The sequence below is a fragment of the Streptomyces sp. P5F9 genome (genome assembly GCF_057961495.1).
Map to the genome: position 1 here is coordinate 1 of NZ_JBXVPZ010000335.1, position 10,751 is coordinate 10,751.

The following is a 10,751-nucleotide window of genomic DNA, read 5'->3' on the forward strand; positions in this document are numbered from 1 at the left end:
CACCACAGCCGCTCACCCCGCCCGCTCAGCGGCTCCTCCAGGACCAGCCGCACACCCCCGGGCAGCCGCACCTCCACACCGGCCGGGCCGCCCGCACGCGCGCGTGTGGTGCCCTTCCCGTCCGGCTCCCGCAGCTCGACCGCCCACCGCCCGTCATCGCCCCGCGTGGAGAAATGCACCACCACGCGTGCGTGCCCGATCCACCCGTCCACCGCCGCGGCGAGCGTCGGCGACGTGTTCACGACCAACAGATCCCCGGCCCGCAACAGCCGCGGCAGCTCCGCGAACGCGTGATGCGACACCGCGGTACCCCGCGACACGAGCAGTCGTACGGCATCCCGGTCGAGCCCGGGCCCGCGCTGTTCGACGGGCACGCGCGCGGACAGCTCCTCCGGGACCCGCACGGCCACGGTCATCGCTCCTCCAGCAGGGCCGGCGCGCCGTAGCGCCCGCTCGCGGGACGCTCGTCCAGCAGCCGTAGAAAGGCCGGCACCACGGAAGCCGGCGACGGCCGGGGATCGTCGTCGTCCGGTACGGCGGCCGCATACAGGTCCGTGCCCATGTCCCCCGGGTCGACCGCCCACACCCGCAGCCCGGGCTCCTCGGCGCCGAGCACAGCGGCGAGATGGTCGAGGGCCGCCTTCGACGCGCCGTAGCCGCCCCACGTCTCGTACGCCTCGGCCGCCGCGTCCGAGCTGACCGCGATCACCGCACCCGCCCGTGAGGCCCGCAGCAGCGGCAGCGCCTCCTGGACCAGGCCCAGGGCGGCCACCACATTCACCTCCAGCGCCCGCCGCAGCCCCTCCAGGGTCAGCTCCTCCAGGCGTACGAGCGGCTCGGCGCCCAGCGCGCTCGCGTTGCTCACCAGGAGGTCTACGCCGCCCAGCTTCCCGGCCGCGGCCACCAGCTCGGCCCGGTGAACCGCGTCCGTGACGTCCCCGGGAACGGCCTCCACGCGCGTGCCGTACGCGGCGACGGACACCGCGGCCTCCGTCAGCACCCCCTCGGTCCTGGCGTCGAGCACCAGGTCCCAGCCCCGCGCGGCCAGGGCCTCGGCGAGGGTCCGCCCCAATCCCTTGGACGCCCCCGTGATGATCGCTACCGGCATGCCACACACATCCCCTCGTCCACTACGCCTCCGTCGGCGTGCCCCCAACGTAGGAACGGGACCGCCCCCGCCGCGTCGGACCCGGGCCGCATCCACCGGGGCCCTTCGCCCTAGGTCCACCGGACCAGACGACGGCAGCCACCGGCCCGATCCGCGATGTCGGACCCCGCCGGTACCGTGAGGACATGAGTCAAGGTCCACGGTCCGGCCTCGCGGCGGTGAGTTCCGCGCTGCTGGCCATGAGCAGGCACCTGGAGGTGCGCGACGTCCTCAAGACGATCGTCGCCTCGGCCCGCGAGCTGCTCGACGCGCAGTACGCCGCCCTCGGCGTCCCCGACGACCACGGCGGCTTCGCCCAGTTCGTGGTCGACGGCGTCAGCGACGCCCAGTGGAAGGCCATCGGCCCGCTCCCGCGCCAGCACGGCATCCTCGCCGCGATGCTGCACGAGGCCAAGGCCGAGCGCCTCGCCGACGTCCGCAAGGACCCCCGCTTCGAGGGCTGGCCCTCGGCCCACCCCGACATGTCAGACTTCCTGGGCCTGCCCATCCGCGACGACGACGAGGTCATCGGCGCGCTGTTCCTGGCGAACAAGCTGTGCCCTGTGGGGGGACACCCCCCACACCCCCCGAGCCCCAAGCGGGACGGCAGTTGCGGCTTCACGGAGGAGGACGAGGAGTTGCTCTCGATCCTCGCCCAGCACGCCGCCATCGCCCTCACCAACGCCCGCCTGTACGAGCGCAGCCGCGAGTTGACCATCGCCGAGGAACGTTCCCGCCTGGCGCACGAACTGCACGACGCGGTGGCCCAGAAGCTGTTCTCGCTCCGCCTCACCGCACAGGCCGCCGCCGCCCTCGTGGACCGCGACCCCTCCCGCGCCAAGGGCGAACTCCAGCAGGTGGCCGCGCTCGCCGCCGAGGCCGCGGACGAACTGCGCGCCGCAGTGGTCGAGTTGCGCCCCGCCGCCCTCGACGAGGACGGACTGATCGCCACCCTGCGCACCCAGGTCCAGGTTCTCGACCGCGCCCACACCGCACGCGTGACCTTCACCGGTCGCGGCTTCCGCGCCGTACCCGCCGCCCAGGAGGAGGCCCTGCTCCGCGTCGCCCAGGAGGCCCTGCACAACGCGCTGCGGCACTCCGGCGCGGAGCACGTCGCCGTGACCCTGGAGCGAAGCGGCTGCGGAGCGGTCCTACGGATCACCGACGACGGCACCGGCTTCGAACCCCAGTCGATCCGCCGCGCCGGACGCCACCTCGGCCTGGTCTCCATGCGGGACCGGACCAACGGCGTCGGCGGCACGCTGACCGTGCAATCGGCGCCCGGAAAGGGCACCACGATCGAGATGGAGGTCCCCGGTGGCTGACGCAATCAAGGTACTGATCGTCGACGACCACCAGGTCGTCCGCCGGGGCCTGCGCACCTTCCTGGAGGTGCAGGACGACATCGAGGTCGTCGGCGAGGCGGCCGACGGCGCCGAAGGTGTCGCCCGCACCGAGGAGCTGAAGCCCGACGTCGTCCTCATGGACGTCAAGATGCCGGGCATGGACGGCATCGACGCGCTGCGCAGACTCCGCGAACTCGACCACCCCGCGCGCGTGCTGATCGTCACCAGCTTCACCGAACAGCGCACGGTGATCCCGGCCCTGCGCGCGGGCGCCGCCGGGTACGTCTACAAGGACGTGGACCCGGACGCCCTGGCTGGCGCCATCCGTTCCGTGCACGCGGGCCACATCCTGCTCCAACCCGAGGTCGCGGGCGTCCTGTTGTCCCAGGAGGAGTCCAACTCGGGGCAGGGGAGAGGCGGTTCGCTCACGGAGCGGGAGCGCGAGGTGCTCGGCCTGATCGCCGACGGCCGCTCCAACCGCGAGATAGCCCGCGCCCTGGTGCTCTCCGAGAAGACGGTCAAGACCCACGTCTCGAACATCCTGATGAAACTCGACCTGGCGGACCGCACCCAGGCCGCCCTGTTCGCCGTACGCCACGGTCTGACCAGGTGAGCGGTGTCGCAGTGGTGGCGTGACGGCAACACGGAGCGTCCCGTTCCGGGCTGAGATTCATACCGTCGTGGGAATGTCCCCCGAATGGCGCATCCTTCGTGGATCTCCACCGTTCTCCAGTGCGTGCCGCGGCGCCTGCCGCAGTGATCGCTAGGAGGACTCAGAAGTGAAGAACCTGAAGAAGGCAGCGGCCGTGACGATGGTGGCCGGCGGGCTGGTAGCCGCCGGTGCCGGGCTGGCCTCCGCCGACGGCCTGGCGAACGGCCAGGCCGCCGGTTCGCCCGGCGTCGGCTCGGGCAACGTCGTCCAGGTCCCGGTGCACGTCCCGGTGAACGCGGTCGGCAACAGCGTGAACGTCATCGGCGTGCTGAACCCCGCCTTCGGCAACCTGGGCGTCAACCAGTGACGCACGTCGCCCCGCGACAGTGACCTCCGGCCTCCCAGGGCGCTCCCTGGGAGGCCGGTCTGCTCGTCGTCTGGTCGGCTTGTCGCGCCAATGATCCGAACGGGCAGTCAAACGCGCATGTCCGTGCCGTTTTCGCACTTCCCCGCGTTGATCAGCGCACGACCCGCGGCCGGGTCGGTCACGCAATCGCAGGAGGAACGCTTCCCATGAACATCGCCAAGAAGGCCGCCGTGGCCCTCACCGTCGCCGGTATCGCCGCCGGCGCCTCCGCCGGTGCCGCTTTCGCCGACGCCGGTGCCGACGCCGCGGCCGTGAAGTCCCCGGGTGTCGGTTCGGGCAACATCGTCCAGGTCCCGGTCCACGTCCCGGTCAACGTCGTCGGCGACAGCGTCAACGTCATCGGCCTGCTGAACCCGGCGTTCGGCAACAAGGGCATCAACGACTGACACCCACACGACTGAAGAGGGGCCCCACGAGTCAACGACGACTCGCGGGGCCCCTTTTCCGCAGACCGCACTTCTTTGACGCCGGTCGCTCTCAGCCCGTCCGGCGTTTGAGGACGAGGCCCCTTCAGGGCCGATCGGGGGTCTGGGGGCGGAGCCCCCAGTGGCGTCCACACCAACACCGGGCAACCACGCGACGGAACATTCAGCGCACCCCCTTCTCCCGCTCCTCCACAACGGAGTTGTACGCCGCGACCTGCGCCCGCCGAGCCGTCCGCTCCACCGGCCGCAACGCCTCCGCCCGAGCCCCCATCTCGGACGCGCTCACCGCACCCCCGGGCCCGTTCTCGTACGCCACGGACACCAGCAGCCCCACCCGCTGCGCAAGCTCCAGCACCCGCACCGCCCGCGGCGGATACCCCGGCGCCAACACCTCCCGCCCCCGCTCCGCCCGCGCGCGATACGCGTCGACCGCCGCCTCGGCCACCGGTCCCGACCCGGCGACATCGAGCCGCGACAACACCGCCGTAGCGTCCCGCAGCGCCTCCGCCAGCTCCCGCTCGGCCTCCCCGAGCGAGGGCACATCGGCGGGCGGCGCCTCCCGCACCGGCAGGCAGTGCCACACGACCTCGACATGGACATCACCGGCGGGACCGGCCTCGTAGACCTCGGGAACGAGGCCGAGCGCGACGCCGTAGCAGATCACCGCCTCCTCGGCCTCCAGGGCGCGGGCGTTGAAGTCGGGCGGGCCGCTCAGCCCCAGGGGGTGTCCCGAGGTGGGCAGCGCCACCCGCAGGCCGGTCGCCCCGAGGGCGCGCAGCCGTCCCAGTGCGAGGGTGAGTCCGACGGGCGCCGACTCGCCCGGCAGCCCCTCCACCCGGTGCACGGCGTCCTCGCCCACGATGGCGAGCACGGCGTCGTCGGGTGAGACAAGCCCGGCCAACAGGGCATTTCCCCAGGCGGCGAGGCGTCCTGAACGTGGTTCCGAAAGCATGCCCTCCACCCTAAGGACAGGACCGATGGAATGGACCGCCCGGCCGGTGGCGTAGATTTCTTCGAGGGCTGCGCCTACCGGCGCACGCGACAGCCGAGACAGGCCGACGATGCAATGGGAGACAGCGCGCTCATGAGCGATGTTCTGGAGCTGGAGGACGTAACCGTGGTCCGGGAGGGCCGGGCTCTGGTGGACCAGGTCTCCTGGTCGGTCAAGGAGGGCGAGCGCTGGGTCATCCTCGGCCCGAACGGCGCCGGCAAGACCACGCTCCTGAACGTCGCGTCCAGCTACCTGTTCCCCAGCAGCGGCACCGCCACCATCCTCGGCGAGACCCTCGGCAAGGTCGACGTCTTCGAACTGCGCCCCCGCATCGGCGTCGCCGGCATCGCCATGGCCGAGAAGCTCCCCAAGCGACAGACTGTCCTGCAGACCGTCCTGACCGCCGCCTACGGCATGACCGCCGGGTGGAACGAGGACTACGAGGACGTCGACGAGCAGCGCGCCCGCGCCTTCCTCGACCGCCTCGGCATGAGCGACTACCTGGACCGCAAGTTCGGCACGCTCTCCGAGGGCGAGCGCAAGCGCACCCTCATCGCCCGCGCCCTGATGACCGACCCCGAGCTCCTCCTCCTCGACGAGCCCGCCGCCGGCCTCGACCTCGGCGGCCGCGAGGACCTCGTACGCCGGCTCGGCCGCCTCGCCCGCGACCCGATCGCCCCCTCCATGATCATGGTCACGCACCACGTCGAGGAGATCGCCCCCGGCTTCACCCACGTCCTGATGATCCGTCAGGGCAAGGTCCTCGCCGCGGGCCCGCTGGAGCTCGAACTCACCGCCCGCAACCTGTCGTTGTGCTTCGGTCTCCCGCTCATCGTCGAGCAGGTCGGCGACCGCTGGACCGCGCACGGTCTCCCCATGGCCTGAACTGCCTTGTAAGAAGCGGGTGTAGGGACATATGCGCCCTGTCCGTGACGGGACCCGCAGTCCTACCATTGACGATGTGAACGACATCGGCGCATGGGTGTGGTGGCTCGTCGGCGCGGCAGCACTCGGGATTCCTCTCGTGGTGACCGCGATGCCGGAGTTCGGCATGTTCGCCGCGGGCGCCGTCGCCGCCGCGGCGACCGCCGGGATCGGCGGGGACCTCGTCGTCCAGGTCCTCGTCTTCGTTGTCGTCTCCGTCGCCCTCATCGCGGTCGTACGACCCATCGCGACCCGGCACCGTTCGACACTGCCCCAACTCGCCACGGGCATCGATGCCTTGAAGGGCAAACAGGCCGTGGTCCTGGAGCGGGTCGACGGCTCCGGCGGCGGCCGTATCAAGCTGGCCGGAGAGATCTGGTCGGCCCGCTCGCTCGACGCCGACCGTGCCTACGAACCGGGCCAGGAGGTGGACGTCGTGGAGATCGAGGGAGCAACCGCGATCGTCATCTGACCTCGCAGGACTCAACCGATGACCTCGCTGGACTCAACTGAACCGAACGGCACACGAGTTGCTCGACGGTCTGACAGACTCGACCAGCAAGATCTTCAACAACCATAAGATCTTCCGAAAGCGCCGAGGCGGAGAAGGGTACGGGGAGCACGATGGAACCGGTCATCATCGTCTTGATCATCCTGGTGGTGTTGGTCTTCATCGCTTTGATCAAGACGATCCAGGTCATCCCGCAGGCAAGTGCCGCGATCGTGGAGCGATTCGGTCGCTACACGCGGACACTCAACGCGGGACTCAACATCGTCGTCCCGTTCATCGACACGATCCGCAACCGCATCGACCTGCGCGAACAGGTCGTACCGTTCCCGCCGCAGCCGGTGATCACCCAGGACAACCTGGTCGTCAACATCGACACGGTCATCTACTACCAGGTGACGGACGCGCGGGCCGCGACCTACGAAGTGGCCAGCTACATCCAGGCAATCGAGCAGCTCACGGTCACCACGCTCCGTAACATCATCGGCGGCATGGACCTGGAGCGGACCCTGACCTCCCGCGAGGAGATCAACGCGGCCCTGCGCGGCGTCCTCGACGAGGCCACCGGCAAGTGGGGCATCCGCGTAAACCGCGTCGAGCTCAAGGCAATTGAGCCCCCCACCTCCATCCAGGACTCGATGGAGAAGCAGATGCGCGCCGACCGTGACAAGCGCGCCGCGATCCTCACCGCGGAAGGCACGCGCCAGGCCGCCATCCTCACCGCCGAAGGTGAGAAGCAGTCCCAGATCCTGCGCGCCGAAGGTGAGGCCAAGGCCGCGGCCCTGCGTGCCGAGGGTGAGGCCCAGGCCGTCCGTACGGTCTTCGAGGCGATCCACGCGGGCGACGCCGACCAGAAGCTGCTCAGCTACCAGTACCTCCAGATGCTCCCGAAGATCGCCGAAGGCGACGCCAACAAGCTCTGGATCGTCCCCAGCGAGATCGGCGACGCCCTCAAGGGCCTCTCCGGCGCGATGGGCAACATGGGCCCGTTCGGCGGCGGTTCGGGCAACGACGGAGGCAACTCCGGCAACTCGGGCGGTAATTCGGGCGGCAATTCGGAACGCCAGCGCCGCGAGAAGCCGTCCATCGACTGACTGGCTCTTTCTACGACACTGGGGCCCACCTCGCAGAAGGTGGGCCCCAGTTCTGCTCACGTGCCTACGCGGCCGGCTGAACCAGCCACTCGGGCAGCGCGTCGAAGTCCTCGGTCCCCAGCGTCAGCAGCATCGCATCCGCAGGCGTCGGCTCGAACGGCAGCCGCAGCAACGGCATCCCCGCCTGCTCCGGAGTCCGCGCCGCCTTGCGGTGGTTGTCCTCCGCGCACGACGCCACCGTGTTCAGCCAGGAGTCCTGCCCGCCCTGCGCCCTCGGCACCACGTGGTCAACCGTCGTCGCCCGCCTGCCGCAGTACGCGCACCGGTGCCGGTCCCGGACCAGCACACCGCGCCTCGACCACGGAGCTTGTCTTCGGAACGGCACCCTCACATACCTGCACAACCGGATCACCCGGGGGACCGGTATATCGACCTCGGCTCCGCGCATACGCAGTTCGGGGTGGGCCTGCTCGACGACAGCCTTGTCCTGCAGCACCAGAACGACGGCTCGATTCAACGACACCGTCGACAGCGGCTCGAAGCTCGCGTTCAGCACCAGCGTGTCCCGCATCCAGCCCACCTCCCATGTGCAACCGGCCCACCGCACGGCGGGCTTGGATCAACTCTGGCCGGGCACGCCGAGATGGACAACGCAATAAAAAATGCCCGCCTCTGATCAATTCCAAGACCAGAGGCGGGCAAACGTTCCATGAACGTCAGTCTTCGGCGGGAACCTCGTACTCACCGATCAGCTGGGCACGCGCCAGCGTGTGGAACCGCAGGTTGAAACCGACGACCGCGGGAGAAACGTCCGAGTCCGGACCGAGTTTCTCCGAGTCCACGGCGTACACCGTGAACACATAACGGTGCGACCCGTCCCCGGGCGGCGGCGCCGCCCCGCCGAAGTCCTTCGACCCGTAGTCGTTCCGCACCTGTACGGCGCCCTCCGGCAGCCCCTCGAACTTGCCGCTGCCCGCACCCTCCGGCAGCTCGGTCACCGAGGCCGGGATGTCGAACACCGTCCAGTGCCAGAACCCGCTCCCCGTAGGGGCGTCCGGGTCGTAGCAGGTCACGGCGAAACTCTTGGTCTCGGGTGGGAAGCCCTCCCACCGCAGCTGCGGCGAGGTGTTGCCGGCCGCGTAGACCTGAGCGTCCCTGAGCGTGGCCCCCGGCTCGACGTCCTCGCTCGTCACCGTGAACGACGGCACGGGCGGGTGGAAGTCATGGGGGAGCGGCCGCCGCTTGAGCTCGGTCACCTCGGTACCTCCTGATCGGTTTCTTCAGTGGACACCGAGCCTAGAACCAGTTGCGCTTGCTGCCGACCTCGGACAGCCACTGGTTGAGGTACGCCGCCCAGTCGGTCCCCTGGAAGTCGTGCAGACCCACCTGGAAGGACCGGAAGGTGTCACTGCCCTCGCTGAACAGGCCCGGCTTCTTGTCCATCTCCAGGATGACGTCCATCGCGTTCTCGTCGGCCACGAAGCTCAACTCGACCTGGTTCAGCCCGCGGTACTGCGACGGCGGCTGGAACTCGATCTCCTGATAGAACGGCAGCTTCTGCCGCGTCCCCCGGATGTGACCGCGCTCCATGTCCGCGTTCTTGAACCGGAAGCCCAGCCGGATGAAGGCGTCCAGGAGAGCCTTCTGCGCCGGCAGCGGGTGCACGTTGACCGGGTCGAGGTCGCTGGAGTCCACGGCACGGGCGATCGCCAGCTCGGTGCTCACCCCGATGTGCATCCCCCGCAGCGACTGACCGTCGATCATCGTGACCGGCGTCTCCCAGGGGATCTCCAGCCCGAACGGCACGTTGTGCGCGGCCCCCGCCTGGAGCTCGAAGGCACCGCCCAGCCGCACCTTCGTGAACTCGATGTCCTGCTTGTACTCCTGGTCGCCGCTCTCGACCTCGACCTTGGCCTGCAGCCCGACCGAAAGCCCCTGGATCTCCTGGGCGACGGAACCGCCCTGAATCCGCACCTCGCCCTGGACGACCCCGCCCGGAACGACGTTGACCTCGGTCAGCACCGTCTCCACCGAAGCCCCGCCGGCCCCCAGGCTCGCGAGCAGCTTCTTGAACGCCATTGACTCTCCCTTTACGTATGGACCTTTGATCCCTACAAACGCGAACCGACCGCGCCCGGTTCCGCGCCACACCCTGGCAAGCGGACGGAACCTTGACCACCCCTTGGCACAAGCGCGCCTGGACTACGCTCGGACGCCATGATCGCGCCCCCGGACCGTATGCCACTCCTCAGAGAGTTCTTCGACCGCCCTGTCCTGGAAGTCGCCCCCGACCTCCTGGGCCGCATCGTCGTCCGTACGACCCCCGACGGCCCGATCGTCCTGCGCATCACAGAGGTCGAGGCCTACGACGGCGGCAACGACCCCGGGTCCCACGCATATAGAGGTCCGACTGCCCGCAACAGTGTGATGTTCGGTCCGCCCGGGCATGTGTACGTCTACTTCACCTACGGCATGTGGCACTGCATGAACCTGGTGTGCGGCCCGGAGGGCACGGCCAGAGGGGTCCTGCTTCGGGCGGGCGAGATCGTCGAGGGCGCCGAGCTCGCCCGCAAACGTCGACTCTCGGCCCGAAATGACAAAGAACTGGCCAAAGGCCCCGCCCGCCTGGCCACCGCTCTGGACGTCGGCCGCGCCCTGGACGGCACGGACGCGTGCACCACGGGCGAGACACCCTTGAGGATGCTGGCCGGTACACCCGTCCCCTCCCATCAGGTAAGCAACGGCCCCCGCACCGGAGTGTCCGGTGAGGGCGCGGTCCACCCGTGGCGGTTCTGGATCACCAACGACCCTACGGTTAGCCCGTATCGGGCTCATACGCCTCGACGTCGGCCAAGTTGACGCGTCTTGGCAGGGTGCGTAATGTAGCCCGAGCCGCTTGACCCGGGTACGGCAATCGCCAGCAGCCGGAAGCGGCCAACCCACTACTTACGACTCTCCCTCGCTGAGGGCGCATTCGGCGTGCCTGCATGCCTGAATTCGAACTCGCGGAACTCGATTATGAGTTGCCGAGGGGATCGGCTAACGTAGTGAATGTCGAAAGGCCGACAGGCGAAAGCCCAAAGCCCTTGACAATCCCCGCCGACAGGGAATCGGGACTGGAAACGGTCTGATAGAGTCGGAAACGCAAGACCGAAGGGAAAAGCCCGGAGGAAAGCCCGAGAGGGTGAGTACAAAGGAAGCGTCCGTTCCTTGAGAACTCAACAGCGTGCCAAAAAT

General features: G+C 69.3%; 13 protein-coding genes and 1 pseudogene. 8 read left to right on the plus strand and 6 right to left on the minus strand.

The annotated features are described in order from the left end of the window. Together AC31A1_RS36820 and AC31A1_RS36825 are read right to left on the minus strand one after the other, a co-directional pair. A partial coding sequence (locus AC31A1_RS36820) for an S-adenosylmethionine:tRNA ribosyltransferase-isomerase (RefSeq protein WP_489657474.1) occupies positions 1-416 on the minus strand: 416 nt, incomplete at its 3' end. Then, complete coding sequence (locus AC31A1_RS36825) at positions 413-1,108, minus strand: SDR family NAD(P)-dependent oxidoreductase (protein WP_489657475.1); 696 nt, start codon at positions 1,106-1,108, stop codon at positions 413-415. The genes AC31A1_RS36825 and AC31A1_RS36820, both read right to left, overlap by 4 nt. 185 nt (positions 1,109-1,293) lie before the next feature. Between AC31A1_RS36825 and AC31A1_RS36830 the strand changes: the two genes are divergently transcribed. From AC31A1_RS36830 to AC31A1_RS36845, 4 genes are all read left to right on the plus strand, one after another. Further along, on the plus strand, positions 1,294-2,472 hold the full coding sequence (locus tag AC31A1_RS36830; RefSeq protein WP_489657476.1) for a GAF domain-containing sensor histidine kinase: 1,179 nt from the start codon (positions 1,294-1,296) through the stop codon (positions 2,470-2,472). Further along, positions 2,465-3,106, plus strand: a complete 642-nt coding sequence (locus tag AC31A1_RS36835; RefSeq protein ID WP_019067391.1) for a response regulator — start codon at positions 2,465-2,467, stop codon at positions 3,104-3,106. Before AC31A1_RS36830 ends, AC31A1_RS36835 begins: the two co-directional genes overlap by 8 nt. A 166-nt stretch (positions 3,107-3,272) precedes the next feature. Continuing rightward, entirely contained in the window at positions 3,273-3,512 is a 240-nt protein-coding gene (locus tag AC31A1_RS36840) for a chaplin (RefSeq protein WP_406128321.1), read from the plus strand. Positions 3,513-3,718: 206 nt separating this feature from the next. Then, positions 3,719-3,958, plus strand: coding sequence for a chaplin family protein (locus tag AC31A1_RS36845; protein WP_393765104.1), 240 nt, complete (start codon positions 3,719-3,721; stop codon positions 3,956-3,958). Positions 3,959-4,160: 202 nt separating this feature from the next. On the opposite strand, the gene AC31A1_RS36850 is transcribed toward AC31A1_RS36845, so the two are convergent. Then, positions 4,161-4,949, minus strand: coding sequence for a hypothetical protein (locus AC31A1_RS36850; protein ID WP_489657477.1), 789 nt, complete (start codon positions 4,947-4,949; stop codon positions 4,161-4,163). 132 nt (positions 4,950-5,081) lie between these two features. Between AC31A1_RS36850 and AC31A1_RS36855 the strand changes: the two are divergent. The 3 genes and pseudogenes from AC31A1_RS36855 to AC31A1_RS36865 all read left to right on the plus strand — a co-directional run. Beyond that, positions 5,082-5,606 (plus strand): annotated as a pseudogene (locus AC31A1_RS36855) (ABC transporter ATP-binding protein); the annotation flags it as partial. A 343-nt stretch (positions 5,607-5,949) separates the two neighbouring features. Further along, positions 5,950-6,384, plus strand: coding sequence for an NfeD family protein (locus AC31A1_RS36860; RefSeq protein WP_366494391.1), 435 nt, complete (start codon positions 5,950-5,952; stop codon positions 6,382-6,384). A 152-nt stretch (positions 6,385-6,536) separates the two neighbouring features. After that, a complete protein-coding gene (locus AC31A1_RS36865) occupies positions 6,537-7,514 on the plus strand; it encodes an SPFH domain-containing protein (protein WP_489657478.1) in 978 nt (325 codons plus the stop codon). A 64-nt stretch (positions 7,515-7,578) separates the two neighbouring features. Here the strand turns inward: AC31A1_RS36865 and AC31A1_RS36870 are convergent, their stop codons facing one another. From AC31A1_RS36870 to AC31A1_RS36880, 3 genes are all read right to left on the minus strand, one after another. Further along, entirely contained in the window at positions 7,579-8,085 is a 507-nt protein-coding gene (locus AC31A1_RS36870) for an HNH endonuclease (RefSeq protein ID WP_489657479.1), read from the minus strand. Between the two features lie 145 nt (positions 8,086-8,230). Then, positions 8,231-8,770, minus strand: coding sequence for a YbhB/YbcL family Raf kinase inhibitor-like protein (locus AC31A1_RS36875; protein ID WP_489657480.1), 540 nt, complete (start codon positions 8,768-8,770; stop codon positions 8,231-8,233). Between the two features lie 40 nt (positions 8,771-8,810). Next, positions 8,811-9,593 carry a sporulation protein gene (locus AC31A1_RS36880; protein ID WP_033286432.1) on the minus strand — a complete coding sequence of 261 codons (783 nt, stop codon included), beginning with the start codon at positions 9,591-9,593 and terminating at the stop codon, positions 8,811-8,813. Positions 9,594-9,731: 138 nt separating this feature from the next. Between AC31A1_RS36880 and AC31A1_RS36885 the strand changes: the two genes are divergently transcribed. Next, positions 9,732-10,373, plus strand: coding sequence for a DNA-3-methyladenine glycosylase (locus tag AC31A1_RS36885; protein ID WP_489657481.1), 642 nt, complete (start codon positions 9,732-9,734; stop codon positions 10,371-10,373). Positions 10,374-10,751: the final 378 nt, after the last annotated feature.

Coding starts and splice junctions, on each gene's coding strand:
- AC31A1_RS36830 (WP_489657476.1), top strand. CDS start 1,294: ATGAGTCAAGGTCCACGGTCCGGCCTCGCGGCGGTGAGTTCCGCGCTG.
- AC31A1_RS36845 (WP_393765104.1), top strand. CDS start 3,719: ATGAACATCGCCAAGAAGGCCGCCGTGGCCCTCACCGTCGCCGGTATC.
- AC31A1_RS36850 (WP_489657477.1), bottom strand. CDS start 4,949: ATGCTTTCGGAACCACGTTCAGGACGCCTCGCCGCCTGGGGAAATGCC.
- AC31A1_RS36865 (WP_489657478.1), top strand. CDS start 6,537: ATGGAACCGGTCATCATCGTCTTGATCATCCTGGTGGTGTTGGTCTTC.
- AC31A1_RS36885 (WP_489657481.1), top strand. CDS start 9,732: ATGATCGCGCCCCCGGACCGTATGCCACTCCTCAGAGAGTTCTTCGAC.
- AC31A1_RS36825 (WP_489657475.1), bottom strand. CDS start 1,108: ATGCCGGTAGCGATCATCACGGGGGCGTCCAAGGGATTGGGGCGGACC.
- AC31A1_RS36870 (WP_489657479.1), bottom strand. CDS start 8,085: ATGCGGGACACGCTGGTGCTGAACGCGAGCTTCGAGCCGCTGTCGACG.
- AC31A1_RS36880 (WP_033286432.1), bottom strand. CDS start 9,593: ATGGCGTTCAAGAAGCTGCTCGCGAGCCTGGGGGCCGGCGGGGCTTCG.